Below are 26963 nucleotides of genomic sequence, written 5' to 3'. Positions count from 1 at the left end.
TTGTCCTAACGTTGCGATGGAATTGGAATGTCCAGATGGACGAAGGCACTCTGCGTGGCTTGGCGACCCTGCGGAGTTCTTACGATAAGCCCTTGTTGAAGCAAGTACGGCTCGTATACGTCCTCAAGCGTCGAAGGATCTTCGGAAACGGCGCTTGCCAGCGTAGTAAGACCAACAGGCCGGCCGTGAAACGTTTCGCACAGAGCGCGCAAAACACTCACGTCCATGGCGTCAAGTCCCAGTTCGTCTATGTCAAAAAACGAAAGCGCCTGAGAAGCGACTTCCCATGTAATTGTACCCCCCGCCTTTACCTGAGCGTAATCACGGACGCGCTTAAGCAGGCGGTTTGCCAGACGAGGAGTACCGCGCGATCGAGAGGCGATCTCTAGGGCGCCCTGCTCGTCTACAACCACCTCAAGAATGGAGGCTGACCGCAGCACAATCGTCTTCAGTTCTTCAACCGAATAGTAATCAAGCCTGTACGCAATGCCAAAACGATCGCGCAAAGGGCCTGTCAAAAGCCCCGTTCTTGTTGTTGCAGCGACAAGCGTAAAGCGCGGGATATCAAGCCTGATTGACCTGGCGGCAGGACCTTTGCCAATAACGATATCTAAGAAAAAGTCCTCCATCGCGGGGTACAAAACTTCCTCAATCTGTCTGTTCAGACGGTGAATCTCATCAATAAAGAGGATGTCGCCCTCTTCAAGGTTTGTAAGAATTGCCGCAAGATCGCCGGTACGCTCGATAGCCGGACCTGAAGTGGTGTGGAGCTTTGAGTCCATCTCGCCCGCAAGGACACCGGCAAGGGTAGTCTTACCAAGGCCCGGAGGACCTGAAAAGATGACATGGTCAAGCGGTTCGTTTCTCTTTTTCGCAGCTTGAATAAGCACGCGGAGGTTCTCTTTCACGCGTGTCTGCCCGAGGTATTCGTCCAAAGTCTTAGGCCTGAGCGAACGCTCCTGTTCGATATCGTCCGGCCCGAGCTCCCCCGAAACCATCCTTGTTTCACCATAGGTTTTTTGCTGGGGTCTTGTATGTGATGGACTCTCAAACAAGTTTTTGGCATCTGCCTCCCACATCAGTTACCACTCCCCAGACGGCGCAGCGCGTAGCTTATGGCCTTCTCAATCGTAGAGGCTCCCGCTTCTTCCCTGCCTTCCAGCGCCAAGGCGATTTCTTGCGACGTAAAGCCCATGGCGAGAAGAGCCTCAGTTACTTCATTATCAAGCGGCGCATGGGACGAAGCTGCAGCGCCAAAGCCAAGCGCTTCCGTTGGACCCGACAAACCCACAAGATTTCTGAGTTCGGTGTCTTTGGCGAAAACATCCGAAAGCTCTACCACCATACGCCCCGCTTTTTTCTTTCCGAGTCCGGCAACCTGCGTCATACGCGCGCTATCTTCAGAAGCTACGATGCCGGCGAGCTGGCGCGGCGTAAAGGTTGAGAGCACCGAGAGCGCCAATTTGGCGCCGATGCCAGAAATAGCGCGCAGACGATCAAAGAGCGCACGTTCTTCTCGCGAAGAAAACCCGTAGAGCTCCATGGCGTCTTCTCTGACAACCATCCTGGTAAGAATAGTCACGCCCGCCTCTCCCACCTGAGGAAGGGCGGCGGCAGTATTTGCGGATATGCCCAGTTCATAGCCAACGCCATGAACATCAAGTATCATCAGCGAGGGACTGACAAAGAGCAGGGTACCGGTAAGCTGTACGATCATAGACGAACTCTCCTTTTGCCAAGTTCTTCTGTTCTTACCAGATGCGCATGGCAGACCGCCGCGGCAAGCGCATCAGCCGCGTGATCGGGGTGCGGCTCATGGTCAAGTTGTAGGACCGTACGGATCATGTACATGACCTGTGCCTTATCGGCCGAACCGGTACCAACGACCGCCTGCTTTATCTGCATGGGCGTGTACTCTCCAACCGACAAGCCCGCCCGAGCACAAGCCACAATCGCGGCTCCCCTTGCCTGAGCGGTAGGAATAGCCGAGCGCACGTTTTGTCCAAAGTAGATGCTCTCAATTGAAAGCGCCACCGGCCTGAACTTTTGGATGACCAGAGAAATCTCATCGTAAATGCGACCCAAACGCATATCGATAGGCTCGTTTGCCTTTGTTTCCACGCATCCGTACGCACGCGCGCGGCAAGCCGACCCGCGAGTTTCAACGATGCCCCAGCCCGTATGAGCCAATCCCGGGTCGATTCCTAAAATGACCATCCTGCCCTCTTAGAGACGATAAGAACGTTCGTTCCATTTTATCATACGAAAGGCATTAATTCTCCGAAAACGGTCCCCGCCACATTTTTGGCATGCCAAACATAACGCCCGCTCCCTCAAGACCTGAGAACTCACGAAGATAGTCCAGAATCTCCTGGAGGCTCTCAGGAGAAGGCATCTCAACCTGTTCGGGAATCGCTTGCATAAAGGCGTGCTCCGCCGACGCGAGCAGGCCGTCAAACAGCGTTGACGTATCTTCTTCTACCGTCTGTTTTCGTTGCGAGTCTCTCCACGAAGTAAAGAGCGGCAGCTCGGTATCGACCAATGGACACTGCAAAAGTATAAGCAATGACCCTCTGTTCTGGCGGGTAACTCCATTGCCATACAGCGCGTCCAACACATCCGCAACCGCTTCCTCATAGCCTATTTTAGCAACTATCTCATGAAAGCTTTTGCCGAGCTCAATCGTCCTCGACAAAACGGTATCAACGAAATGCGCCTGCTCATAAAAGGACGAGAAAAGCTCATCCTTCTTTTTGAAATCAAACACCTCATATGTAACGGTCGCTGAAAGGTCAGCCTTCACTTCAGGAACCGACTCGCAAAAATCAAGGATTTCAGACAGATACAAATCGCCCAGCGGATGTAGCGCACCGGCCGCAATCATCCCACCCGCGCCAAGCGCCCAATCGCTCTTGTTCTCGGTGGTAAGCACCAAAAGGTTATTCTCGCGAGCATATGCTGCAAGGCGCGCATAGGCAATATCATATTCAAGTTGGTCTTGCGTTTCTACGCTGCTGATATATATCTGAGATGCTTGAAAGACACTTCGCGCAAGCGCCGCCGTCACTTGGGCGCTGACTGACGTGTCGAGAAGTACCGCAACGCCGTCAAAATGGCCCTGCTTTACGAACTCAAACAGACCCAGCTTGAGAGCTTTCCATCCCACAGCAGACGTATCTTCTGACGCCGGAAGAGAGAGTGCTTCTTTGCTTCGTGAGCCTGAATCAATATCAACGCAGATGAGGTCCTCTTCAAAGGCTTTTGCGCAAATGCCGCACTCTCCGTCAGGCGCTATAACGAAGCTTGAACCGATGCTAACGTGCCCTCCGTACAGACCGACCGCGTTAACGCCAATAACCCATGCTCCCAACTCATCCGCATCGGAAGAAAAACGGCTATCGCTCAGGCCGAGACCCATAGTGGTATTGACATCAGACAACGCATATCCCGAAGTGTTCAGATAGAGCATAAGGTCAGCAGTTTGATCGGCATCGCGCCAAGCATCGAGATCCTGGCAACTAAATGAAATGCCTATCGTATAATCGCCCCATTCAAAATGAGGCAGGTCAAAGCCCGGGTCTTCCTCATCGGAAAGGTCACCTTCGGTTACGCTTTCCCGAGCGAGGGCGCTCAGGTGCGCAATCTCCGCTGTAAGGCGCAGAGGCGTCACGTGCCCCTGACGCAAGAACATCGCTTCGCTGAGCACCTCATGGTCTTTTGTAACCACAACAGGAACGACTGCGGGAAGCGGGAGATTCTCTGCAAGTTGCTTAAGCGTTGCAAACAGATCCTCAAGAAACCCCTCAACGGTCGCATCGGTAAGAGACATCAGCCCCGTCAGCGATGGTGCGGGATACACAATGAGCTCGGCATGTTGCTCCTTTGCGCGCTCGGCATAGGCCAGCATGCGCTCATACGTTTCAGACAAAGCTCCGCTCTGCGTATTCATTTGTGCAACGGCAACATTCATAGTCAATCCTCCGGTTAAAGCAACCCCTCACAAGTATGCCCAAAAATACAAAAAAGAGCTGCGATTTCTCACAGCTCTTAAAAAACTCGTAATAGCCTCGTGCAAGCGGCGTTCATAACCCGCTTGCCTGCAGGTGCTCTTAGAATTCAGATTTCCAAAGGCCATGCAGATTGCAGAATTCGTAGGCAATCGCATGTTGGTCTTCAGGAAGCGCAAAATGCGCTTCCGGCTGCTGACCTGGAGCAAGGCGTTTGAGATTGACGCCCTGCTCGGTCTCAAGAGCAATGAACTCAATGTAGTGTTCGGGCAACATGGGATGAGCAACCTCTCCTACCTTCACCACTAGCTTACTGCCATCACGGGAAACCACGGGAACATGCTTTTCAGTAGCTCCGTCGGTCGTATTGGCTGAAAGCAGCTCCATGGGCTCGCCACAGCAGGAAGGAACAACGTTGCCATCCACGACGACGTAGACGATATTTCCACAGTGTTTGCAGCGATAAAACTTAGCTTGTGCCATTATTTCTCCTCTCACAAGGTACCGCCCTCTTGTAGACTGTACCGTTCTGCCTATAGTACTACCCAGACCGTGTGTTTTAAATCACAAACGCTATAAGTTAAGTAGCATTTATGAAAATTCCCGTAGCAACTGCTGCTGCGGCAGACGTTGAAATCAAACGACTCCATCTACACTACCCGCGCAAGCCCCGTTTCTCCCAGAAGGTACGATAGTTCTGTAATCATAGCCATATTGTGCGCATCAACTCGAGTAGGTATCTCCATGCGCATAATGTCGCCGGTTGTACTTTCAATACGCAGCTCAACGCAATCATTGCCTCGATACTTCTTAAAGATTTGGCTCAGCAACTCGTAGTTCGAGCGGGAAAATTCCGATGATGGCATGTGCAACTCAAGTACGCGTGGCCGCACATTGCTTTCATTAAGTTCAATGGAACCTACCCTCGAACAGATAAATTGCGTGCCACGGTCAGAGCGCTCAAGCTTGCCGCAAACGCCCACGATGACATCGCCCTGTGCTTCTCCTGTTTCCGGATCAACGGTACCAACAAGCGTTGACGCGTACTTTTTGTAGGCCTTCGGAAAAAGCACCAGCAGAACAGATCCTTCCATATCTTCCAGCGTCACGATAGCCATAGGGTCGCCGTTTTTGGTTACGCGCTTCTGAATACCCGTTACCATACCGGCAAGACGAATGGTCTCCCCTTCCGGAACCTTGAACTTCTCTTTGATAGCGCCGCTCGGAGAACGATACTCCTCTATCGCGTCAATATCAGCCAGCTCATAGTCGCGCGCAAGTGAAAGCGCATAGGCATAAGGCGTCAGCGGATGATCCGAAACGTAGATGCCCAGCACGTCAAATTCTTGGTCAAGCTTAAAGCGGCGCTCCCATTCCACGCCATCGGGCTCGGGAAAACTCTCCGTAAATCCGGAGCCTTCTATGTCCGAGAAAATATCAAACATTGAAATCTGTCCGGACGCCTTGTCTCTTTGGCGTTTTGCGGCGGAATCCAGAAGATTTTCCGGATTGTTCTTGTCAATAAGTCCCATAAGCTGCATGCGCGTATATCCCGTTGAATCAAATGCGCCTGCCTTGATAAGTGCCTCGACCACGTTACGCTTTGCTTGGCTGGCATCCATACGGTCGATAAAATCACGAAGATTGGTAAAGGGACCGCCCTTTTGACGCTCAGCCATAATCGCCTCAGCGACACCGGCTCCAACGCCGCGGATACCCGCGAAGCCAAAGCGGATGCCCTCTTTTGTTGCGGTAAAGTCACGCCCGGACTCATTGATATCCGGTTGACTGACTTTAATGCCTTCCTGTCGGCAGGCCGCAACGTAGTGGACGATCTTATCGGTTTTGCCCATGAATGACGTTAAAACCGCCGCCATGTACTCATGAGGGTAGTGAGCCTTCAGCCAGGCCGTTTGCATGACCAAAATAGCATACCCCGCCGAGTGCGACTTATTGAACGCGTAGGATGCGAACTTAAGGACATCGTCCCAGATAGTTTCCGCTACTTTTCGGTCAAAGCCGTTGCGGACAGCACCGTTTTTCCAGTGCTGCTCCATAGTTTCATCAACGCCGTCGTCCCAGTGCTGGACAACCTCCTGCATGAGCTTGATCTTCTTTTTTGCCACAGCCTTGCGGACCTTATCGGACTCGCCTGCCGTAAAGCCGGACATCTTCATAGAAATCTGCATGACCTGCTCCTGATAGACCATGGTCCCATAGGTCTCGGCCAAAATATCATGCAGACGGGGATCGTAATCGACAGGCTCTTCTCGGCCGTTCATGCGGTTGATGTAGCTGGTAACCATGCCAGCACCAAGAGGTCCGGGGCGATACAGCGCGATAAGAGCGACGACATGCTTGAACTCCGTAGGCCTCATGCCTTTGATGGTGGCTGTCATGCCGGCGGACTCAACCTGAAAGACGCCGGCTGTGCGACCGTCCGACATGAGCTTGAATATCTCGGGATCGGTAAAGGGAATCTCATCAACGTTAATATCCACGCCAAAGTTCGCCTTGATGTTTTTGAGCGCGCGGGAGATGACGGTCAAAGTGCGCAAGCCCAAAAAGTCCATCTTCAAAAGGCCCATATCGGCAACGGAATGGCCTTCGAACTGGGTGATTTCAACCTCGCCTTTGGTGTCCATCTTGGTGGGTACGTGATCGTTGACGGGCGTGGGCGCAATCAGAACAGCGCAGGCGTGAACTCCCTCACCACGATGCAGGCCTTCGATGGCAAGGGCGGCATCGATAATTTCGCGGGAGACTTCCTCGGAGTTATACGCTTCTTCAAAATCGGGATTATAGAGGTCGTTCTTCTCGCCATCACCCTTGTGGAGCACGCTTGAAAGATGCGCTTTGGGGTCGTTGGAAATCATTTTAGACAGGCGCTGGCCCTGGTAGACGGGATAGTCAAGCACGCGACACGCATCGTTTATGGCTTGCTTCGCCTTAATGGTTGAGTAGGTGATAACGTGGCTGACACGCTCGGGGCCGTAAAGCTGACGGACGTGATCAATGACCTCAAGGCGACGTTCATCGTCGAAATCCATATCGATATCGGGCATCTCGGAGCGTTGCGGCGAGAGGAACCTCTCAAACATGAGGCCGTTTTCAAGCGGATCAAAGGTAGTAATATCCATCGCATAGGCAACGATGGCTCCCGCTGCAGATCCGCGACCGGGGCCGACGCCAATACCGTTTTGTTTGGCCCAGCGCACATACTCTTGAACAATGAGGAAGTAATCTGCAAAGCCCTTCTTGCAGATAATGTCATATTCATACTCAAAACGCTCTTTGACGTTGATGCCGCTGATCTCTACCTCGCGCCAGTTCTGGCCATAGCGCCTGGCAAGACCTTCCTCGCACTCCTTGCGGAAGCGCTCCTCGGAAGTCTCCCCCTCCGCCAGGTCCGGGAACTTAGGCAGGTACATATGGGTCCAGTCAAGCTCGTAGTTACACTTGGCGGCAACCTCAAGCGTGTTGTCGATGACCTCCGGAGCCCACGAGAAGATCTCCCGCATCTCTTCTTCCGTCTTGAAATAGAACTCCGTACCCGACATACGCTTTCTGTTGGCGTCGGCAAACTTTGAACCGGTGCCGATACAGCTTGCAATGTCTTGTACAGAGGCATCTTCACGCGTGAGGTAGTGATTATCGTTGGTAGCAACGACCTTGATGCCCAGTTTGTGGCCAAGGTTGAGGATATGCTCTGAAAGCGTGCGATCGTCAAAACCGTTCCAATTGGGATCGGACAGGCCGTGATCTTGCACCTCAAGATAGAAATCATCTCCGAAGATATCCTTGTAGATGAGCGCCCATCTCTCAGCTTCTTCGGGTTGCCCCGCAAAGAAACTCCTGGGAATGATGCCGGAAACACAGGCGGATGTGCAGATGATGCCCTCATGATAGCGGCGGAGCATATCAAGCGTAGTACGAGGCTTGAAGTAGAACATCTCCTTGCTGGCGGCCTCAGACATCATCTTCATGAGATTGACGTAGCCCGCCTCGTTTTTGGCGAGAAGGATCAGATGGTAGCGCGTCTGTTTGGTACCGCGCTCGATGCAGTCATCAGTAATGAAATAGGCCTCGCAGCCGAAAATAGGCTTGATGAGCGGATGCGGTTTATTTGCCTTTACCGCTCCTATATCATGCGTTTCATTCCAAATGGACACATCGCGCTCCCACTGGCGGTGCCTTTGATCATGCTCTCCTGCGTCAAGAGCATCCGCCGGCGGTTCCTCCAGGTCCCAGCCTTTTTGAAAGCACTCGACATCCGTGCGCCATTGCTGCATATCCTTTTGCGCGTCATTGTATTTGCGGCAGGCAAGATCAAAATCAGGGATACCAAACAAATAACCGTGATCCGTAAGGGCAAGCGCCGGCATCTTCAGATCAACCGCACGTTTGACCATATCGTTTACGCGTGTAGCGGCGTCCAGGATGGAAAAATCCGAGTGGTTATGGAGGTGTACGAAGGCCATATTCTCTCTCACATCTTCAGGTTGCACTTGTGTGCCGAGGCCGCCGCTCCCCCATACGAGAAGAGCTTTCCCGGCGCTGTTTTTCTCGCTTCTCTACTATACCTGAAAGCGCCGTTTTTTGCCTGAGATACAAACATATGTTCTAGCTGCCAAAAGCTAAAAAATCGCAGGTAAAATTCGTACAAGTAATTTATCGGCTGATAATAAAATTTGCACCTCACGGAAATGTAGTTATCCGTAGATATCGGCCAACTCTCTGCATATGATCGAGAGGTGAATGGCATTCTGCCATCTGACCTGAAGAAGGAGCCGGCGCTCTGAAGAGCCGGCTCCTTCTTCATTCCATCGGTTCGGCAAAGCGTATGTCTCACTATCAGAGCTCTTTGCCGTTCGTGGCAATGCAGTGCTGGTACCAGGCAAAGGAGTCCTTGCGATAGCGCTTGAGGCTCCCGTTGCCTGCATCGTCCTGGTCTACATAGATGACACCGTAGCGCTTGCTCATCTCCATGGAGCCACAGGAAACGAGGTCGACGAATCCCCACATCGTATAGCCGATCACATCGACGCCTTCACATACTGCCTCGCGCATCTCGCGTATATGCTCTCTCAGATAGTCGATGCGGTAGGGGTCGTGGATAGAGCCATCTTCCTCGAGCACGTCGTATGCGCCCAGACCATTCTCTGCCACAAAGACTGGCAGCTGATAGCGGTCATAGACCTGATGCAGCGTGATCCTGAGCCCCATCGGATCCATCTGCCATCCCCAGTCGCTCGTCTTGAGATAGGGGTTCCTGTTTGCCATGACCAGATTCCCGGCAGTCTTCTCCCAACCTTGATCGGTAGTAGAGACCTGGGAGAAATAATAGGAGAATGCCGTGAAGTCGATCGTGTTCCGAGCGATGGCCTCGAGGTCTCCTGGCTCGATCTCGAGCGAGATGCCGAGTATCTCGAAATAGCGGTCCATATAGGCGGGGTAGGTGCCGCGTGCCATTACATCGAGATAGAACCAGTTCGAATACTGGTCGTCGAGGATCATCTGCATCACATCTTCCGGCCTGCAGGTAGCCGGGTAGGTCGTAAAGCGGGCGATCATGCCGCCGATCATAGAACCCGGGCAGATCTTGTGACCTGCCTCGATGGTCAGGGCATTGGCAACGAACTGGTTGTGCAGGCATTGGAAGATTGCTTGGTCAAAGTTCTCTTCCTGGTCTTCGATCAGGCAGACGCCGTTATAGGGATTGAAACGCCCTGCATTGAATTCGTTGAAGGGAAGCCAGTAGTCGACTAGGCTGCCCAGGCGCTCGAAGAGCGTCGTCGTATAGCGCACATAGGCATCTACCGTCTTTCTGCTTTTCCATCCGCCGAAGCGCTGGACGAGGGATTCCGGGATATTGTAGTGGAGCATCGTTGCAAAAACCTTGATGCCGCGCTTGTGGCATTCATTGAAGAGATCCTCGTAGAAGGCAAGCCCTTCTTCGTTGGGTTCTGCATCATCCCCGTTCGGGAAGATGCGTGCCCAGCATATCGAGGTGCGCAGAATCTTGATGCCGAGCTCCTGGAAGAGGTCGAGATCCTCATGGTAGCGGTGGTAGAAGTCGATGCCGTGTCGGAAGGGATAGTGCTCGGTATCCTCCAGATCGGCGAGCGCACGTTCGAGCTTGAGCGTGCTCATGCGGCGGTTGGCCTTGTCTGCCCGCTCCGTACGGGTCCACGCCGGATCGAAATATCGCAGATCCTGCGTATCGAGACCTTTCTCGCCATCTTTCCACCCGCCTTCCGCTTGGGAGCTTGCCATCGCACCTCCCCAGAGAAAGCCCTCCGGAAAGCCTGTAGGTGCCTTAAATGTCCTGTACATGGTTAAAATCCCTGCCCTGTTGATCGAGGTGTCCTGAGAGGACCGGACCCGCCATCGGGTCCGGCGCAAGCAGCTTTCTATGCCGCTTCCTTCTTGGTGATTGCATAGGAGATAGCGAAGCTCGAAGCCCATGCCACTGCCATCGTAATGAGGAGCATGAAGAAATTCGATCCTCCGTCCACGTAGGTGGCGATGGAGGTGATGCCAGGCATCGAGAAGGCATAGGTATGGACGCCGAGAAGCATGGCCACTGCACCCGCAATAGCGCCCCCTGCCATCGAGGCATAGAGCGGTACCTTCATCGGAACCGCAATACCATAGAGTGCTGGCTCGGTGACGCCGAGGATTGCAAGGAGGCCGGTCGAGACAGCGGTGGACTTGCTGGAGGTCCCCTGCTTCAGCTTGAGCGAAGCGGCAAGGACGGCACCAGATACAGCAAGGTTCGAATAGAAGAAATTCGGCAGCATATAGTCATAGCCCAGACGGCTGAGGTTGTCGAGCTCTACCACTGACCAGCCTTTGATGCCGAAGATGATCGTGAGCGGGATGATGCCGCAGAAGAGGGCTCCGGCAAGCGGACCTGCCACCGTGAAGAAAGTGCCAAAGAAAGAGGCCATGGCAACACCGATCCAGTTGCCGAGCGGCGCCACGAATGCCAGGATGATGGGACCGGCAATCAGGAAGGCCAAAAAGCCCGAGAAGACGATACGGATATTCTTGTGGATATGCTTGTCGATCAGCCTGAAGATGAGGGAGAAGACCCAGACGCCGAGGATGACGGGAAAGATCGTGTTCTTGTAGTTGATGATAGGAATGTTGAAGAATAGGAACGGCAGCGAGGTCAGCCCGTCGGCATTGCTCATAAAGGTCGGATACATGATCATGCCGGCAACGCAGAGGCCGAAGGCCGGGTTCACCTTGAAGCGATTGGCCGAGGAATAGCCGATAATGAAGGGCATAAAGTAGAAAGGCGCATCGGCAACAGCATTCAAGACGACGATGTTGGGATCTTTGGAGGAAAGCCATCCGAAGGCGACGATCGTAGCAGTGACGCCCTTGAGCATGCCGCCGGCAATGATACCGTAGAGTGCCGGCGTGACGATAGCGGCAAGCGCGTCGAGAAGACGGGTGACCCACGCAAACCTGCCTCCCTTTGCTGCATCGGAGCCCCCGCCCATGGTCTGCGTCAGGATATCGCCTTCATCTCCCTTTTCGGGGTCATAGTCCGCATCGACACTTCCGCCTTCAGGAATGCCAGCTACCTCGCAGAACTCGTGATAGACATCCTCGACCTGCGTGCCAATGACGATCTGGACCTGGCCAGCTGCATCGAGCACCTGGAGCACCCCTTCAATTTTTTTCAGCCCATCGAAATCGACTTTGTCCTTGTCCTTCACGATGAGGCGCAGACGCGTGATGCAATGGAATGCCTGCACGATATTGTCCGATTCCCCGATGTTATCGAGGATATTCCGGCACAGCTCCTCATACTCCATGAGTTCCCCTTTCGATGTGGGACTGCCCTTCCTTGACTCAGAAGTGTACGGAGGCCCCTTCCGTGATACCATGGCGGAAGAAACTGTCTTGACTGACCTAACTTACACTCTTGTTTATCTAAGTGATGACATGCAGATTTCCGTCTTATATCGTCACATGCAGAAGAGCATGCTGTCCTCATAAATCCCCCCCTCTTGGAAGGAGCAGATGATGGAAGAGGCTGAGCTCGATCAAGCACTCCGGGAAACAACGCCGGCAGAACTCCGCCATCGTATGGAAGGTCCCGGCCAGCTTTCCGAGCGCTATCGCAAGATTGGTAAGGTCATGGTCGATGGACGCGAAGTCTATCTCTTCACCTTCAACACGCTGCTGAAGGAATCGAACTTCTGTATCCGCAAGGAGTCCCGCTATACCCATATCCCCGACCATATCCACAAAGCCTCCGAGCTCCTCTATGTCTATTCCGGCTCCTGCACGCAGATGGTCGACGGGACCGAAGTGCGCATGTCTCAAGGAGATCTCTGCATCCTCGACTCGGGGGTCGTGCACAGCATCGGATACCTCGGCGAAGACGATATAATCATCACCATCGTGATGCGCAAGGAATACCTCAAGCACAAGCTCCTGGGACGTCTGGGAGAAGGCGGCATCATCAATGCCTTCATAGCCTCCGCCATCTCGGAGCGAGCAGAGCATGACAGCTTCTATGTGCTCAGGAATATGAGTTCCGAAGCCCGCCATCATATCGTACAGATCCTGAGCGAGTACTTCAGCCACGATGTCTACAACGAAGAGATCATTGCTGCCGAGATGGTGCTCCTGTTCTGCAGGCTGCTGCGGCAGTTCCGCGATACCGACCTCCAGAAGAAGTCCCAAAAGAGCTTCGATATCTTGCCGGTCCTGCGCTACATCGAAGAGAACTATGCCGACGTGACGCTTGCCAAGGCAGCTGCGCACTTCGGGTTCAGCCCCAACTATCTGAGCAAACGCATCAGCTCAGAGACCGGACACACCTTCAAGGAGCTTGTAATCCTCCAGCGAATGAGCACGGCCTACTTCCGCATACAGAACTCCCAGGATCCTATAGCCGAAATCGCCGAAGAGGTCGGCTACGAGAATCTGAGCTACTTCTACTGCAAGTTTCAGGAAATCTTTGGCGTGAAGCCTGGCGCACTCAGATCAGGGCTTGGAGCTTCTTCCCTCTGAAGGCTTGACCAAGCCCCAGTGCCCAGACATCTCAGGGACAGCTTCCCGGAGCAAGAGACAGCACGAGCGACGAGGACCTCCCCCAAAGCGCCGTCGGCGATGCCTTGAGTCCCGCCTCCGCGATGACGGACCTCGTCTGCACGACCGCGATGGATGCGCAGATGTCGCCGAGGATCTCACTCCGCACGGCAAGCTCCGTCCACTTCGAAAGGGGCAGCAGGCCTGCATGGCCCTTCGCGGTCAAACGGACTAAGTTTCTATAAGGTAACTCTTTGAAATTGATCGCTGCCTCTGGGCATATACTTAAACGGTTCTGTCATTCAAGCCGTAAAGGAGTATCTATGGACGAAATGAAAAGCATTACCTTCGATGACGTTTCTTCCGCGCAAGACAACTTTGTCTCTGAGCGTGCGAACCTGGTTGCTAAAAACGCCGCCACTGCCGCCGGCGTACGCAAAGCAGCGCGCGTTCCCGAGGGTGTCGCGGAAAATCCGCTGTCATTTGACATAGAGGTCAAGCAGGGTGAGCGTACCAATCAGAAGCACTCCGGCCGCTGCTGGATGTTCGCTTCTCTCAACACCTTCCGCTACCGTATTATCAAAACATACAACCTTTCCACCTTTGAGCTTTCGCAAGCCTATCCCCTGTTCTGGGACAAGATGGAAAAATCTAACTGGTTCCTTGAGAATATCCTCGATACCCTCAACGAACCGCTCAACGGTCGTCTTGTTTCGTTCCTGCTAACTGATCCCATCGGCGACGGTGGACAGTGGGATATGTTCAAGAGCCTCGTAAAGAAGTACGGCGTCGTACCCAAGGAAGCCATGCCTGAAACCGAGAACTCCAGCAATACGCATGACATGGACAAGTACTTGACTCGTTACCTGCGCGGAGCAGCTAAACGCCTGCGTGAGACACACGAAGCCGGAGAATCAGAGGAAACACTTCGAGAAATGAAGAAAGAAATGATGAGCGAGGTCTACGCCCTTCTCGTCACCTGCCTCGGAGAGCCTCCAGCGCGCTTTGAGGTACGCCTGCGCGACAAGGACGACAAACTCGTAGCTGCTGGCACCTACACTCCCCAACAGTTCTTTGACGAGTTTGTTGACATGAACCTTGACGATTACATCTCTCTCATCTCAGCTCCGACAGCCGACAAGCCTTTCAATCATACCTATACGGTCTCCCGTCTGGGCAATGTCATTGAAGACGGCGGCGTACGCTACATCAACCTTGAACCGAAAGAGCTCAAGCGCGTGGCCATCGCACAGCTTAAGGATAATCTGCCGGTGTGGTTTGGCTGCGATGTTGATCAGTCGTATCTCCGCGATGAAGGCATTATGGACACTCGTGCTTTGGATATCGACGCTCTTTTCGGCTTCCCGGTCGAAGGCGCGCTCAATAAGGCGGAGCGCCTTGACTATGGTGAGTCGCTCATGACGCACGCCATGGTACTTGAGGGTGTCAACCTTGATCAGAATGACAAACCGACCCTTTGGAAGGTAGAGAACAGCTGGGGCAAGGATCACGGCCGCGACGGCTTCGATACTATTTCGGATTCCTGGTTTGATGAGTACGTCTACCAGGTCGTCGTTGACAAGAAGTATCTGACTGAAGAGCAAAAGCACATCTTTGAGACTGAAACGCCAACGGTACTTGAACCCTGGGATCCCATGGGATCACTCGCCCGCTGCCGCTAAACGCATATCGCAGCAACAGCGTTTTATGTAATTCACAGTAAGGAGACTGTATGTCAGAAGCAACCATTGACCCCAAATGGGCCGCAAAACAGCAAAAGGCATTTAGCAAAGATCGGGCTAATCGTATTGCACGTAACTCTGTCACGTCCATGGACGTTATGGCGGCGGCTCGTGACGTTACCGCCATGCGCAGCTACACCGATACGTACGGCATTTCCATTCCCAAGACCGGCGATATTACCAACCAGCGCCAAAGCGGCCGCTGCTGGATGTTTGCCGCCTTCAACGTCCTGCGTCAGGAAGCCATCAAATTTTTGGATGTGGATACGTTTGAGTTTTCGCAGGCATACGGTATGTTTTATGACAAGCTTGAAAAAGTCAATTCAACGCTTGAATACATCATCGAAACTACCAACAAACCTGCTGATGATCGCTTGGTGCAGACGCTTCTTACCGAGGGTATCGGAGACGGTGGCTACTATCCCTTTGCCATGAACTTAGTAAAGAAATACGGACTGGTTCCCAAGAGTGCCATGCCCGAGACCGCCTGCTCCAAGAACTCAGACCAGATGGACGGGCGTATCAACCGTCTCTTCCGCAAAGACGCCGCACTGCTCCGCAAAGCTGCAGCCGACGGTGCTACCCTTGATGAGCTCCACGCAACCAAGCAGAAGATGCTCGGCGATTTCTACAAGATTCTTTCCGTCTGCCTTGGCGAGCCGCCAATCAAATTTGATTTTGAAATGAAAGTTGGCAAGGACTGCAAGGCTGACGCTAAAAAACTCTTCCCTGTTGAACCTGGCGAGAACAACGCGCCACAGCCTGCTGAAGGCTCCGCTGCAAAGTCCTCCGCAAAAGCCGGCAAGAATCTGGCAAAGGACGTGGACAAAGGCGACAAAAAAGACGAGAAAGGCGCCCAGATTCTCCGCGACCTTAACATCACGCCGCTTCAGTTTGCGAAAAGGTACTGCAACGTCAACGTTGATGCCTTCGTCTCACTCGTTTCCATTCCCGGCTCAAAATTCCCTTATGGCACGGTCTATCGTGTTAAGTATGTTGACTCTGTCCTTGGCGGCCTGAAGGCGCGTTTCTTAAATGTCGCTCCTGAGGTTCTTGAGGCCGCTACCATCGCATCTCTCAAGGCGGGACACCCGGTCGCCATGGCATGCGACGTTATGCAGGAGTTCCCTCGCCGCATTCAGGACTTCAACTATGTCCTGTCCACCGATACCGTTGATTTCAACGGCCTTTTTGGCGTTGACTTTGACATGGACCGCACTTCCATGATTGACCACTACGAGACATGCCTCACTCACGCCATGACCTTCCAGGGTGTTGAACTTGGTAAAGACGGTAAGGCAAAGCAGTGGCGCATTGAAAACAGCTGGGGCAAGGACGCCGGCAAAGACGGCTATCTCATCATGAGCGCCGATTGGTTCCGCCTGTACGGCGGAGAGTCCGATGTGCGCCGCGAATACGTTTCCGAGGAACTCCTCAAACTTTGGGATGACGAAACAAAGGATGTTGAAGTTGATCCTTGGTCTGGCATGGGCTATGCGCTCGGCGGATACGGCCGCGAGTAGCGGCTAGAACGCTAGAACGCGTCAAAGCGCGGGGATTGCACCATCGGCAGAAGATTTCCTGAGCCGAGCTCTCTCAGAGCGTCTATAAATGGCTTCTCTTCTCCGCTTTTGAAGTCGATGGCAAGAAAAACCTCAGCTTCAAAGTCAGCGCGCGCAACCTTACCGCCCGCATCAGACGCCAAGTGCCGTATGCGCTCGTACAGCGCATACGGCACTGTTGTCAGTGTCACACGAGTCACCGAACGCATTTCAACAAGTGAGTTGTTCTTCTCGGCATCCGTAAGAGCAATCTGCGTTGCTGCGGTATATGCGCGGACCAAACCTCCCGGACCAAGCAACGTGCCGCCGAAGTAGCGCGTCACCACACAGCACACATCGGCAAGACCGGCGCCATGTAAAACCTCAAGGATTGGCATACCGGCAGTACGTGATGGTTCACCGTCGTCAGAGCAGCGCTCACGGCCATCCGATAAAATCCATGCCGGCACGTTGTGGCGGGCGTCATGATAACGCGCGCGAACGCCGGCGATATAGTCGTTCGCCTCATCTTCGGACACAATATGAGTAAGTTGGGCAATAAAACGGCTCCGGCGATCCTCATAAATGCCGGTCGCTTCAAAGCCCGAAGCAAGCGTTTTGTATGACAAACGACTCACTATTAGTTGGCAGCCTTCGCAGAGACGCAAAGGATGGGAGCGCCCGCTTCAATCTTTTCGGTCGGCTCTACGGGAGTAACGCCTGCAAGCTCAGAGGTATTGGTTATCGCAATGATAATAACCTCAGGATGTTTCGCGGCGTGGATTTTTTTCAAATCAAAGCTCATGAGCGGTTGACCAACCTTGACTTCCTCGTCCTGTTTGACAAAAGAGATAAAGCCATCTCCGCGCATCTCAACAGTATCAACACCGACATGAATCAGAATCTCAAGGCCGTCTTTGGAGGTAAGGCCAAGCGCATGCATGGTTGGAGTGGTCGCACTGACAACGCCGCTTACTGGGGCGTAGATGACGCCTTCTTCGGGCCAGATACCATAACCCTCGCCCAAAACACCGCCGGAAAAAACAGGATCGGGAACATCGGCCAAGGCAACGCCACGACCCGTAGCAGGCGCGAAAACGGTCAGTTTTTTCTCATGTACGTGGATAGGCTCCGGCACGGCGTTCTTCTCGCCAGCAGACTGTTTCTTCAGAAAATCCAGTAGGCCCATAATCTCCCCCATATGGCTCGCTTGAATATCACTGTTTTTAATAGTACCAGTGTCGAATGCGCCGCGTAGCAAACTTTTCTATTGGGCTCGATTTAGTGTTACAATCGCCTCTGCAAAGCGGGCCAGACGACCGCGGGGCGGCCATCCAGTCTTGGAGGGCTGCCATGAGGAAAGTCCGGGCTCCACGGGCAGGATGCTGGCTAACGGCCAGGCGGGGTGACCCGACGGAAAGTGCCGCAGAAAAGAAGACTCTCACCTGCGCGCAAGCGTAAAGAGAAAAGCTGAAACGGTAGTGTAAGAGACTACCAGCGCTCTGGCGACAGGGCGGCTTGGTAAACCCCATCCGGAGCAAACGCAAATAGGAGCGCTATGGTGTAGCCCGCACTGCGCTCGGGTTGCGCGCTAGAGGATGTCGGCAACGGCATTCGTAGATAAATGGTCGTCCACGACAGAACCCGGCTTACAGGCCCGCTTTGCTCTTTCCAAAAAATCGAGAAGATCCGTGGTTTTCGGCTATCTCCTATCCCTATCTCTTATCCCTTGTCCCCTATGCCTTGTCCGCTGGAAAACGCACACCCGTGTCATAGCGCGCGTCGGTGAGAACCTGAGACACCGCCAAGCTGATTTCAAGCTGACGAGCGCAATGTTTTCTGTTTCCGGTATCAATAGCACGGGCAAAGGCTTCAAATTCCGCCTGATAATGATTCGCAGGATTGAGATCAATCTCTTCCTCTGCTTTCCCGCGCAGCAGAAGAGTCGCACGGCCACACACTCCAGGCGCCGTATGCTGTACAAGATAGCCCTTCTCGCCCTCGATAACCGAGCGGTTTGGTCCATCGCAATCCTTTGCGTCCAGCGCCACAGCCTGAAAATCACCGTAATCAAGCGTCGTAATACCGGAAGTATCAATGCCACGCTGGATAGTAGCGGCGCGTCGCACTCGCTGAGGCTTGCCAAAAAGACCCACAATCCACGTCACAGCATATAGGCCGATATCCATCAAGGAGCCACCTGACGCCTCCAGGGTAAACGCGCGCGGATTCTGTCCTGCGCAAAAAGCGTCATAGCGGCTGGAATATTGACTGTACTCTGACGACACGAGCCGTATTGCGCCCAGTTGCGGCAGCACTTCCCGGATAGCCTGATAGTTTGGTTGATAAAGCGTTGTAGTCGCCTCATACAGGAAGAGATCCCTCGTACGGGCAAGATCTGCCAGCTTTTGAGCCTCAGCAAAATTCGACGTCATCGGCTTCTCAACAATGACGTTCTTATCCGCCTCAAGCGCAGCTTGAGCAAGCGAGAAGTGCGTGTTGTTGGGGGTGGTAATGTAGACCGTATCAAACTCAGCGCCTGCCAGGGCATCCTTGAAGGAGCTATAAGCGGCACTTCTCGTCAGCTGCGCGAGCTCTTGAGCTGCGTCAAAGGAGCGCGGCGTGCTCACCACCGCGGCAAACTCATAGCCCCACGCCACAAGGTACGATACAACTTGATGCGCGATCTTTCCGGTGCCAATCACTGCGAGTTTCATGTCATTTCCCTTCTTGCGCTTCTGATGCTAAAAGTATACGTCGAGCTGCCACAGAGCCTTTCAAGAGCTGCAAAAAACGGCGAAACGCTCGAGCAATCTGGCACACGCCTGCCGGATATGTCTACAATGAAATATCAAAAGCAAGGCAAGCAGATTGGAACTTCATGCCCTCCTACAAGCTCATCGCAAGCGATCTTGATGAAACGTTGCTTGACTCGAATCATTGTCTTCCTGAAAACGCGCGCAAGGCCATCCTTACCGCGAGAAACAAAGGGGTCAAGTTTGTTCCCGCGTCAGGCAGAAACTACCAGAGCATTCAGATTACCTTGAAAGAGCTTGGTCTTTATGATCAACCGAATGAATACACCATCTCGTTTAACAGCGGTGTTATCACCGAAAACAAAGGCAACCGCGTCATCAGCATGGAAGGTATATCGCGCGCATTCGCGAATGAGGTGCTGCAAAGAGCGCTTGCCCTCGGCGATCTCTGTGTTCATGTGTATACGGCTCACAAGATCTGGGCGTGGAACGTTCCTGAAATTGAGCGCCGCTATACTTGCAAGCTGCAAAAGATGGATGAAACCGATGAGCCAAACCTCGACTTTCTCGCCGACGAGCAAATCATTAAATGCCTGGTCATGAATACAAACGTTGCCTATCTTCACCAGCTTGCGCAAGAATGGCAGGATATCACGGACGACATAGACGTCAGCTTTTCTGCCAATCGCTATCTTGAATTTAATAAAAAGGGCGTCAATAAGGGTACGGGCCTCCTGCGCCTGGGAGAAATTCTCGACATTCCCGCAGAAGAGATTATCGCTATCGGAGATAACTACAACGACCTGCCCATGGTTAAAACCGCAGGCCTCGGAGTATTCATGGCAAACGCCCCCAAAGAACTTAAATGTCAAGCGGACTATGTGACTACCCTCGACAACAACGCCGGCGGCGTCGCTGAGGTTATCGAGAAATTCGTTCTATCCTAGCGTCAAAAAAGACTATATGTTCTCACTAGGGATACGAACTACCTTAGTTCCTCCAATGAAATCGTGCAGCGCGCGATGGCCTTTGGTAAACCACAACATAGCCACACTTATCAAACTGATTGCAATGCCCACATACACCCCATACGCTACATTGATTCCCAAGACGAGCTGCAATACATTGCGAAGGACCGTGCTTGCCGTCACGAGAGCGCCTTCCACAACAATAATGCCTATAACCTGCCTCAGCAAAAGCTGAGACACTGATGCCTTTGAGCCATCCGCCGAAACGATTTTTACATGCAAAAAGTGCTTTCCTAGGGTCTGACCCTGCCACACCAACACGGGCAACACTACAAAGTACAAAACCGCGCAAAGCAGCGAAAAAAGTCCTGCAACAAGCCCATAGGGAGCTTCAAAAGAGAGGATATTTTGCATAGTCACATCACCATAAAGTTTTTGCGCGCAAACGGCCATCGGAAGTGCTGTCACTAAGGCACCAATATACCAATCGATTAGATAGGCGATAAAACGTACGCCAAGATGAGCGTCAGGCAAAAGATCCGTCTTGCCAGGCGCTACGCAGCGCTCTTGAATATCTACATTAGCATTTTTGATATCGGTATCCACTTTATCCTCTTACATGTTCTGTCGCTAGGCTGGCAGTTCCGAGACGTTTTTGACAAGCTGACAAACGCGTTCGAATGTAACTTTTTCATACCCCACAGTGTCCGCGCCGTCAAGGTAGGCAAAGCTTACGAAAGGCGATTGGGTGGTGGGATCCTCTACCTTACTCTTGCACGAAGCGTGCACCTGGCCTACGTTAGTCTCCCGTATAAACCGACTCACGTTATCCGGCGTAATGCCCGAACCAGGAAGAATCTCAATCTCAGCACCATACTCTCTTTGAAGACGTGCAATCAAAGACACGCCGGCAAGCGCGGTTGGACGCTGTCCTGAAGTGAGGACTCTGTCGGCATGAACCAGTTCGATAAGAGCCTCAATGGCATTAAAAGGTTGAGGTGTCATATCAAAAGCACGATGAAAGACCGCAACAGCACCCGCCTCATGGACAATATCGGCCAATGCGCGCGAGCGAGCTAGATCTACCGTGGAAACAGGCGTCAGTATGCCAAAGGCAATCCCATCCGCACCTGCTGCAAGGAGCGCTTTCGTTTCTGCTTTCATCTGCTCAAATTCAGCGTCTGAATAGGCAAAACCGGCGGCACGCGGACGAACCATGCATATCGTTTCAAGTGAGGTATGTGCTTTGACAAGCCGCAGACTTGCGGCACTTGGCGTCAGACCTCCCAAAGGCAGGGCAGAATTGAGTTCCACCCTCCGTGCGCCACCCTTTTCCGCAGTCAGAGCATCGGCAAATCCTCCGCAGCAAATCTCAACAATGCGACCGTGCATACCTTGAGCCTTTTGCACGTATCCTGTCTCCGACGTATCTTCACTCTTCGAAATATGCCTGCCCTTAGACACGTATTCTGTCTTTCGCATAGTTGAGGCGACTCCTTTTCACAGACTTTGTCTTACCGGGAAAGCTCGTAAAGACTTAAGGCGTAAATCTTCGCGTTTTTGATGATATCGCTGATGGACATCCACTCGTCTGGCAGATGTCCTATGCCCTTTTGCCCGGGAAACGAAGGCCCAAACGGTACAATATGAGGCATCAGTTTGGCATAGGTCCCGCCTGTAGTAGTTACCGGCGTACCATCAAGTCCCGTCACACGCTCATATGTTAATTGCAGTGTTTTTACAAGATGAGAAGAGCGGTCAAACCGCACAGGGTCCCAGTTTAGCACTGTTTCTACACGTATTTCCGGAAGAGCCGCTTGTATACGACCTACCAGTTCAACTGCAGTAATACCTGCGGGATAACTTATGGCCATTTCAACATAGCGCATTTGAGAATCAATACGGTAGTTTTTTGTCTGGAGTTTTCCAAACTCCTTATGCGCATATGCAATCCCAAAAGTCTCCCCTGTATCGCGAGTATTCAAGACACATGAGTTTAGGAGACCTGCAACATCTTCAGGCTTACCACTTCGCGGGAAAAGACGGACTACAAGCCGACCACGCTCGGCATATACCACCGGATACTTGCAGTCAGGCGTAAAGCCCATAACGGGTGGCTTCTCATGTGCAAGGTAATACTCAAGATCTCCAAAGCCGGTTTCTTCATTGCAACCGAATATGATTCGGATCTGGGTTTCTGGCTCAAATCCTAATTTTTTGAGAGCGGCTAGCGCGTAGAGACACGCGTAGATAGGACCTTTGTTGTCAAGAACACCTCTGCCATATATGATGCCCCCTGCTACTTCCGCGCCAAACGGCTCATGTGTCCATCCAAAACCAGCAGGTACTACATCCAGATGACCTACCGCACAAATATATTCTTCCGATGAGCCAAAGGATGCGTATCCCATATAATCATCAACGTTTTTTGTTGTGAATCCAAGCTCAGAAGCATCAAACAACGCCTGCTTAAGAGCGTGCTTTACTCCTATTCCAAAAGGAGCCTCAGGAGTCGGTTCGCCTTGCACGCTGTTAATGCGCACGATGTTTTTGATGGCCTCAATCATGTATGGCGCAAAAGCATCAACAGCCTTGAAGATAACTTCATCAGAGAATGTGTTTTTCGCAGAAACAGCCATTTTTATATCAGCTCCACCGGCGCAGTACGCGCTGTCATGTATTCATCAAGCCACGCTTTCGTGGCCGGTTGATAGACGGTATGGGAGCCTTGGCGCTCTGCAACGTACACGACAGGTGCAAGTTCTTCTGTAGCCACCACAAAGGAAAATCCGTCTATATTGGTAGCCGCACCCCATGCTCCCTGAGCATTCATAGCAACGATTGAAAGGTCTCCTGCAGAGCCACGCACGCGCCTGAGCTTCTCATCAAGAGCGGCAACTGCTTGCTCGCATGCTTCCTGAGGTCTCAGACCCTCTCCCATAAGCCGTACCACCTCATATGAGATGCAGCCTCTCATGCAGTCCTCACCCAGACCTGTTACTGTGGCACCACCACGACAACTATCGGCATAAAGTCCCGCTCCACATATGGGAGAATCACCAATGCGTCCAGGACGTTTCATAAACAGTCCACTGGTAGAAGTTGCCGAGGCAATCGTACCCTTAGCATCCAGACACACCATACCAACAGTATCGTGACCCGCATAGGGTTTCAGATCCGTATGAATAGCTGTGCCGCCATCAGTTTTGAGACGGTTCATATAGCGAATTCTCGCTCGGTCAGTAAGCATCGTTTTGCGCTCAAACCCCTGACGTGCCGCATACTTCTCGGCACCTTCTCCCATCAGCACGCAATTGGCAGTAGTTTGGGAAAGAGCGCGGGCAATAGATACGGGATTTGCAAAATCCTTGAGAGCCCCAACGGAACCGAAAGCAAGTGTATCGCCGTCCATAAAGCCGGCATCAAGCTCTACGTCTCCTTCAGCATTGGGAAGACCACCAAAACCTACGGATTTGTAATACGGGAAATCCTCCACTTTACGGACGGCGGCTTCAACGGCATCACCTGCCGACTCACCTTCTACAAGCATACGCGCCGCTCCGGAGACGCCTTCCAACGCCATACGCCATGTAGCAATAATTCCCCACATACTATCCGTCCTCCGTTCTTTTAAATCTCTCTTTAGCCCGAAGTCACTGCTTTATCGTTTGCCGCTGCTACACGTTCGATTATTTTGTGTACATTTCTTTTTTGTATACGCCTCTTTGCAGCGCGTTAGAAGCAATATTCCTTTTGAAGTTCGCTGATACGGACACTGTCACCGGAATGCAACGCATCAGCCAGATCACAAATCGCGCGCAATGAACGGTCAAGGCCAATCCCGCCCTTCTTGGGAGTTTTCACCAATGGCACGCGGTCTTTGTAGACAGCAATAGTCTCTTCGTTTTCCTCGGAGAGTGCTGCAATTGCCTGAGATGTACCCGTCTCCTGTACGGCAAGAGCAACTTCAGCAGCCATACGACCAAAACCAAGGTAATTGAAAGCGGGACCGCATATGACTACGTCAGGCTTTATCTTCTCGACCATAGCGCAATACTTGCGAAGGCATTCCTGTCTGTTTTGAGCATAGTAGCCGTCGCCACAGTACAAACACGCCAGAACATGACCGTCAATTGCCTTCAAATATGGCTCCATCATGATTGCGGGTCCAACGGCACCCTTCATGATTCCTAAAGGAACCATATGATCATCTTTAATGCCAGCGCCCGCCTGGATCTGATCGAATACCATCACTATCTTCATATGCAAATCCCGCCTTCCAAACGCGTCTAACCGCGCGTACTTGCATTCAAAATCAAAACGAAAATCGTACGCATCACAGGTCATCAAAGGAAAGGTTATCGAGGTCGATATCGTCAGCCTCATCAGTCTTGGCCATCTTGGCAACGCTCTCCCGCTCTTCCTTAAGATATTCGTTATCCATAGCCTTAATAAACGGTATGTAGATAAAGACGCCCATAACAAGAAGGAGCGCTTGCAGGAGCGCACCGGCCCAGTTGGTAGCTAGGAAACCGGAAATAATAACCGGCATCGTCCAGGGAATATTGATACCTGAACATACCGGAACCAGTCCGAGCGACATACAGGCATAAGAAATTACGATGTTGAGCGTCGGAACCAGCATAAAGGGAATTAACATCGCGGGGTTCAGCACAAGGGGAAGGCCGAAGACAATTGGTTCGTTGATGCCAAAAATACCGGGCACGAGAGCCAACTTTGAAAGTTTCTTTATGCGCTCAGACTTGCAAACCATAAACATGGCAATAACAAGAGAAAGCGTTGAGCCACAGCCGCCAAAAGTTGCAAAGAGATCTTGGAACTGTTGACAGATAATGTGAGGGGATCCAGCCCCAGTGGTAAAGAAAGCTACGTTTTCAGCTGAAAGCGTCTGAAGAATAGGATTGAATACGGCGCCTACCACAGAACCGCCGTTGATGCCAAAGAACCAGAAAAGGTGCAGGAAGATATAGGCAACTACCATAGCCCCTAGCGTATCACCAAGATTGAGAAGCGGCGTCTGCAAAAACTTGTAAACGATGGTAAACGCATCGGTTTGCGCAAGACCGAGCACGAGGTTGATGCTAAAGAAAACAATCATAACAACGCAGGCAGGAATAAGTGCTGAGAAAGACTTGACGACAGTGGGAGGTACTCCGGGAGGCATCTTGATAGTCCAGCCCCTGTCTTCAACCCATTTATAAATGTGAACAGATACAAAAGCACAGATAATGCCGATAAAGATACCTTTAGCGCCGACCCATCCGGTAGAGATGCCTGGAATAGTCACAGCAGTCTTCTCGCCATTGATAAGCGCAGATCCGTTCACCCAGTACGGCATAAGAAGGAACCAGGACATGACCGCAGTCGCCGCGGCAAAAATCTTATCCGTCTTCATCTCACGCGCAAATGAATAAGCAATGCCGATCACAGCAAAGATTGCCATAATTGAAAAGGTTGCCGACGAGGGTTTAGACACAAAGGCTTCGAGCGTTTCACCAGTACTTTGATTGATGACAACGGAGGAAAGCCACTCCGTCCAAGCCGGAATAGGAAAGTTGGCAATGAGTAGGAAAATCGAGCCAGCGATAAGCAAGGGCGTCAGAACAAGAAAGCCGTCGCGAAGCGCAACAAGATACTTGTTCTTACCAATAGCTTCCGCAAGCGGCAACAGCATTTTTTCAAGCCGTTCCATCATGGTGCTTTCTCCAATCCACGCAAAGATCCGATACTGTTTTGTCTTACTGTGCTGATTTGGCCTGTTTGATAAGGAGAATGGCCTTTTTAAGGACCTTCTCTCCGTCCATCAAACCATATGATTCTTTATCAATAAGGCTGATGGGTATTCCCGTCGGGCCGAACCTTTTAACTGTTTCGCTATACATATGTGAGACTTGGGGGCCCAGAAGAATGCAGTCAGGACGTTCGGCCTCAATGATTTGCCCGATAGAGTCAACCGGCTTCGCCTCAACGGTAATCGGCAACTTATGATTATCAGCTACCTGCTGCATTGCATATGCCAACATACTTGTAGACATTCCAGCACTGCAAAAAAGGAAAATCTTTTTTGTGTTTCCCATATTCCTCACCTCCTTTCACCACTATCCATCATTCCTAGTTAGTTGCATTTTTTCAAGGTGGAACCTCCGTCAACGGTAGAAAAAATCCGTCCTTATGCAGAAGCCCACAAAATAGCCGGACGATAAAGAAAACGACAGGTCCTTAAGGGGACCTGTCGTTCGCTGGGAGCGTGCACTGTATTTACTTCAGAGCGCCAGCATGCATTACATGCTTTCTTGTCTTCTTACAGCTGACCGACAAGGTCAAGACCCGGCTTCAAAGTTTCGGCGCCGGGGTGCCACTTGGCAGGACATACCTGATCGCCATATTGCGCGACAAATTGAGCAGCCTGAAGCAGGCGCAAAAGCTCATCGGCATTGCGACCGATGCCACCGGCGGTGACCATCTCAACTTGAATGACGCCTTCAGGATCAACGATAAATGCGCCACGCTCAGCCTGACCGGCTTCCTCTATCAAAACGCCAAAGTTTCTTGCAAGCACCTGCGCGGGATCGGCGAGCATCGGATAGGTTACCTTAGAGATACGCTCGGACTCATCATGCCATGCCTTATGCACGAATTCAGTGTCGCAGGAAACGGAATAAATCTCCGCGTCGATTTCTTGGAATTTGCTGTAGTTTTCTGCAAGATCCTCAAGCTCGGTCGGACAGACAAACGTAAAGTCAGCCGGATAGAAGAAGAAAAGGCTCCACTTCCCCAGCGTGTCTGCTTTTGAGACAGTCTTGATTTCATTGTTTTGGAAAGCCTGCACCGTAAAATCTTTGATTTCGTTGCCAATCTGGGACATGTCGTC

At 52.1% G+C, this 26963-nt stretch carries 23 protein-coding genes and 1 other RNA gene; 5 read left to right on the top strand and 19 right to left on the bottom strand.

The annotated features are described in order from the left end of the window. Positions 1 to 5: 5 nt before the first annotated feature. From ruvB to HMPREF1527_RS00900, 8 genes are all read right to left on the bottom strand, one after another. Positions 6 to 1079, bottom strand: coding sequence for a Holliday junction branch migration DNA helicase RuvB (gene ruvB / locus HMPREF1527_RS00940; RefSeq protein WP_016476825.1), 1074 nt, complete (start codon positions 1077 to 1079; stop codon positions 6 to 8). Beyond that, positions 1079 to 1717 (bottom strand): Holliday junction branch migration protein RuvA, encoded by a 639-nt coding sequence (gene ruvA, locus HMPREF1527_RS00935; RefSeq protein ID WP_016476824.1) that lies wholly within the window; start codon positions 1715 to 1717, stop codon positions 1079 to 1081. The genes ruvB and ruvA overlap by 1 nt, the downstream gene beginning before the upstream one ends. Next, positions 1714 to 2217, bottom strand: a complete 504-nt coding sequence (ruvC, locus tag HMPREF1527_RS00930; protein WP_016476823.1) for a crossover junction endodeoxyribonuclease RuvC — start codon at positions 2215 to 2217, stop codon at positions 1714 to 1716. Before ruvC ends, ruvA begins: the two co-directional genes overlap by 4 nt. A gap of 55 nt (positions 2218 to 2272) precedes the next feature. Further along, positions 2273 to 3970, bottom strand: a complete 1698-nt coding sequence (locus tag HMPREF1527_RS00925) for a carbon-nitrogen hydrolase family protein (protein WP_016476822.1) — start codon at positions 3968 to 3970, stop codon at positions 2273 to 2275. A 139-nt stretch (positions 3971 to 4109) separates the two neighbouring features. Beyond that, positions 4110 to 4490 (bottom strand): desulfoferrodoxin family protein, encoded by a 381-nt coding sequence (locus HMPREF1527_RS00920; RefSeq protein WP_016476821.1) that lies wholly within the window; start codon positions 4488 to 4490, stop codon positions 4110 to 4112. A gap of 167 nt (positions 4491 to 4657) precedes the next feature. Beyond that, positions 4658 to 8488, bottom strand: a complete 3831-nt coding sequence (dnaE, locus tag HMPREF1527_RS00915) for a DNA polymerase III subunit alpha (protein ID WP_016476820.1) — start codon at positions 8486 to 8488, stop codon at positions 4658 to 4660. Positions 8489 to 8861: 373 nt separating this feature from the next. Beyond that, on the bottom strand, positions 8862 to 10343 hold the full coding sequence (locus tag HMPREF1527_RS00905) for a glycoside hydrolase family 1 protein (RefSeq protein ID WP_035433584.1): 1482 nt from the start codon (positions 10341 to 10343) through the stop codon (positions 8862 to 8864). Positions 10344 to 10420: 77 nt separating this feature from the next. After that, positions 10421 to 11839 (bottom strand): PTS transporter subunit EIIC, encoded by a 1419-nt coding sequence (locus HMPREF1527_RS00900; RefSeq protein WP_016476818.1) that lies wholly within the window; start codon positions 11837 to 11839, stop codon positions 10421 to 10423. Between the two features lie 211 nt (positions 11840 to 12050). On the opposite strand from HMPREF1527_RS00900, the gene HMPREF1527_RS00890 reads away from it, so the two are divergent. From HMPREF1527_RS00890 to HMPREF1527_RS00880, 3 genes are all read left to right on the top strand, one after another. Further along, positions 12051 to 13046, top strand: a complete 996-nt coding sequence (locus HMPREF1527_RS00890) for an AraC family transcriptional regulator (RefSeq protein ID WP_016476817.1) — start codon at positions 12051 to 12053, stop codon at positions 13044 to 13046. A gap of 341 nt (positions 13047 to 13387) precedes the next feature. After that, complete coding sequence (locus tag HMPREF1527_RS00885; protein ID WP_016476816.1) at positions 13388 to 14746, top strand: aminopeptidase C; 1359 nt, start codon at positions 13388 to 13390, stop codon at positions 14744 to 14746. Positions 14747 to 14796: 50 nt separating this feature from the next. Then, positions 14797 to 16329 (top strand): aminopeptidase C, encoded by a 1533-nt coding sequence (locus tag HMPREF1527_RS00880; RefSeq protein WP_016476815.1) that lies wholly within the window; start codon positions 14797 to 14799, stop codon positions 16327 to 16329. A gap of 11 nt (positions 16330 to 16340) precedes the next feature. Here the strand turns inward: HMPREF1527_RS00880 and HMPREF1527_RS00875 are convergent, their stop codons facing one another. Together HMPREF1527_RS00875 and HMPREF1527_RS00870 are read right to left on the bottom strand one after the other, a co-directional pair. After that, on the bottom strand, positions 16341 to 16985 hold the full coding sequence (locus HMPREF1527_RS00875) for a YigZ family protein (protein WP_016476814.1): 645 nt from the start codon (positions 16983 to 16985) through the stop codon (positions 16341 to 16343). 2 nt (positions 16986 to 16987) lie between these two features. Further along, positions 16988 to 17548, bottom strand: coding sequence for a PTS glucose transporter subunit IIA (locus tag HMPREF1527_RS00870; RefSeq protein ID WP_232209512.1), 561 nt, complete (start codon positions 17546 to 17548; stop codon positions 16988 to 16990). A gap of 102 nt (positions 17549 to 17650) precedes the next feature. Here HMPREF1527_RS00870 and rnpB point away from each other — a divergent pair. Further along, positions 17651 to 18015: RNase P RNA component class A (rnpB, locus tag HMPREF1527_RS07585), an RNA gene on the top strand. 68 nt (positions 18016 to 18083) lie between these two features. Here rnpB and HMPREF1527_RS00865 read toward each other — a convergent pair. Continuing rightward, a complete protein-coding gene (locus tag HMPREF1527_RS00865) occupies positions 18084 to 19064 on the bottom strand; it encodes a Gfo/Idh/MocA family protein (protein ID WP_016476812.1) in 981 nt (326 codons plus the stop codon). Between the two features lie 164 nt (positions 19065 to 19228). Here HMPREF1527_RS00865 and HMPREF1527_RS00860 point away from each other — a divergent pair, with 164 nt between their 5' ends. Next, positions 19229 to 20050 carry a Cof-type HAD-IIB family hydrolase gene (locus HMPREF1527_RS00860; protein WP_016476811.1) on the top strand — a complete coding sequence of 274 codons (822 nt, stop codon included), beginning with the start codon at positions 19229 to 19231 and terminating at the stop codon, positions 20048 to 20050. A 12-nt stretch (positions 20051 to 20062) separates the two neighbouring features. Here HMPREF1527_RS00860 and HMPREF1527_RS00855 read toward each other — a convergent pair whose 3' ends face one another. From HMPREF1527_RS00855 to ahpC, 8 genes are all read right to left on the bottom strand, one after another. Further along, complete coding sequence (locus tag HMPREF1527_RS00855; protein WP_016476810.1) at positions 20063 to 20677, bottom strand: RDD family protein; 615 nt, start codon at positions 20675 to 20677, stop codon at positions 20063 to 20065. 24 nt (positions 20678 to 20701) lie between these two features. Then, positions 20702 to 21553 carry a copper homeostasis protein CutC gene (locus HMPREF1527_RS00850; protein ID WP_016476809.1) on the bottom strand — a complete coding sequence of 284 codons (852 nt, stop codon included), beginning with the start codon at positions 21551 to 21553 and terminating at the stop codon, positions 20702 to 20704. Between the two features lie 32 nt (positions 21554 to 21585). Continuing rightward, entirely contained in the window at positions 21586 to 22710 is a 1125-nt protein-coding gene (locus HMPREF1527_RS00845; RefSeq protein WP_016476808.1) for a Sapep family Mn(2+)-dependent dipeptidase, read from the bottom strand. A gap of 2 nt (positions 22711 to 22712) precedes the next feature. After that, positions 22713 to 23681, bottom strand: a complete 969-nt coding sequence (locus tag HMPREF1527_RS00840) for a N(4)-(beta-N-acetylglucosaminyl)-L-asparaginase (RefSeq protein WP_016476807.1) — start codon at positions 23679 to 23681, stop codon at positions 22713 to 22715. A gap of 125 nt (positions 23682 to 23806) precedes the next feature. Further along, positions 23807 to 24334, bottom strand: a complete 528-nt coding sequence (locus HMPREF1527_RS00835; protein ID WP_016476806.1) for a GrdB-related putative oxidoreductase — start codon at positions 24332 to 24334, stop codon at positions 23807 to 23809. Between the two features lie 73 nt (positions 24335 to 24407). Then, a complete protein-coding gene (locus HMPREF1527_RS00830) occupies positions 24408 to 25787 on the bottom strand; it encodes a PTS sugar transporter subunit IIC (protein ID WP_016476805.1) in 1380 nt (459 codons plus the stop codon). Positions 25788 to 25830: 43 nt separating this feature from the next. Next, the gene (locus HMPREF1527_RS00825; protein ID WP_016476804.1) at positions 25831 to 26169 is read right to left on the bottom strand and encodes a PTS sugar transporter subunit IIB; all 339 of its coding nucleotides are present in this window, start codon (positions 26167 to 26169) and stop codon (positions 25831 to 25833) included. Between the two features lie 224 nt (positions 26170 to 26393). After that, complete coding sequence (gene ahpC, locus HMPREF1527_RS00820; protein WP_016476803.1) at positions 26394 to 26957, bottom strand: alkyl hydroperoxide reductase subunit C; 564 nt, start codon at positions 26955 to 26957, stop codon at positions 26394 to 26396. Positions 26958 to 26963: the final 6 nt, after the last annotated feature.

This window comes from Atopobium sp. oral taxon 199 str. F0494 (genome assembly GCF_000411555.1).
In the GTDB taxonomy this organism is placed as follows: domain Bacteria; phylum Actinomycetota; class Coriobacteriia; order Coriobacteriales; family Atopobiaceae; genus Lancefieldella.
Note: the sequence above shows the minus strand (reverse complement) of the source record. Positions and strands in the feature narration are given on the sequence as shown.

What these genes read in the sequence shown, in the direction of transcription:
- HMPREF1527_RS00850 (WP_016476809.1), bottom strand. Translation starts at nt 21,553, where the DNA reads ATGCGAAAGACAGAATACGTGTCTAAGGGCAGGCATATTTCGAAGAGT.
- HMPREF1527_RS00925 (WP_016476822.1), bottom strand. Translation starts at nt 3,970, where the DNA reads ATGAATGTTGCCGTTGCACAAATGAATACGCAGAGCGGAGCTTTGTCT.
- HMPREF1527_RS00920 (WP_016476821.1), bottom strand. Translation starts at nt 4,490, where the DNA reads ATGGCACAAGCTAAGTTTTATCGCTGCAAACACTGTGGAAATATCGTC.
- ruvA (WP_016476824.1), bottom strand. Translation starts at nt 1,717, where the DNA reads ATGATCGTACAGCTTACCGGTACCCTGCTCTTTGTCAGTCCCTCGCTG.
- HMPREF1527_RS00890 (WP_016476817.1), top strand. Translation starts at nt 12,051, where the DNA reads ATGGAAGAGGCTGAGCTCGATCAAGCACTCCGGGAAACAACGCCGGCA.
- HMPREF1527_RS00825 (WP_016476804.1), bottom strand. Translation starts at nt 26,169, where the DNA reads ATGGGAAACACAAAAAAGATTTTCCTTTTTTGCAGTGCTGGAATGTCT.
- HMPREF1527_RS00900 (WP_016476818.1), bottom strand. Translation starts at nt 11,839, where the DNA reads ATGGAGTATGAGGAGCTGTGCCGGAATATCCTCGATAACATCGGGGAA.
- HMPREF1527_RS00905 (WP_035433584.1), bottom strand. Translation starts at nt 10,343, where the DNA reads ATGTACAGGACATTTAAGGCACCTACAGGCTTTCCGGAGGGCTTTCTC.
- ahpC (WP_016476803.1), bottom strand. Translation starts at nt 26,957, where the DNA reads ATGTCCCAGATTGGCAACGAAATCAAAGATTTTACGGTGCAGGCTTTC.
- HMPREF1527_RS00830 (WP_016476805.1), bottom strand. Translation starts at nt 25,787, where the DNA reads ATGATGGAACGGCTTGAAAAAATGCTGTTGCCGCTTGCGGAAGCTATT.
- HMPREF1527_RS00870 (WP_232209512.1), bottom strand. Translation starts at nt 17,548, where the DNA reads ATGGGGGAGATTATGGGCCTACTGGATTTTCTGAAGAAACAGTCTGCT.
- HMPREF1527_RS00885 (WP_016476816.1), top strand. Translation starts at nt 13,388, where the DNA reads ATGGACGAAATGAAAAGCATTACCTTCGATGACGTTTCTTCCGCGCAA.
- HMPREF1527_RS00865 (WP_016476812.1), bottom strand. Translation starts at nt 19,064, where the DNA reads ATGAAACTCGCAGTGATTGGCACCGGAAAGATCGCGCATCAAGTTGTA.
- HMPREF1527_RS00840 (WP_016476807.1), bottom strand. Translation starts at nt 23,681, where the DNA reads ATGTGGGGAATTATTGCTACATGGCGTATGGCGTTGGAAGGCGTCTCC.
- HMPREF1527_RS00880 (WP_016476815.1), top strand. Translation starts at nt 14,797, where the DNA reads ATGTCAGAAGCAACCATTGACCCCAAATGGGCCGCAAAACAGCAAAAG.
- HMPREF1527_RS00845 (WP_016476808.1), bottom strand. Translation starts at nt 22,710, where the DNA reads ATGGCTGTTTCTGCGAAAAACACATTCTCTGATGAAGTTATCTTCAAG.
- HMPREF1527_RS00860 (WP_016476811.1), top strand. Translation starts at nt 19,229, where the DNA reads ATGCCCTCCTACAAGCTCATCGCAAGCGATCTTGATGAAACGTTGCTT.
- dnaE (WP_016476820.1), bottom strand. Translation starts at nt 8,488, where the DNA reads ATGGCCTTCGTACACCTCCATAACCACTCGGATTTTTCCATCCTGGAC.
- ruvB (WP_016476825.1), bottom strand. Translation starts at nt 1,079, where the DNA reads ATGTGGGAGGCAGATGCCAAAAACTTGTTTGAGAGTCCATCACATACA.
- HMPREF1527_RS00835 (WP_016476806.1), bottom strand. Translation starts at nt 24,334, where the DNA reads ATGAAGATAGTGATGGTATTCGATCAGATCCAGGCGGGCGCTGGCATT.
- ruvC (WP_016476823.1), bottom strand. Translation starts at nt 2,217, where the DNA reads ATGGTCATTTTAGGAATCGACCCGGGATTGGCTCATACGGGCTGGGGC.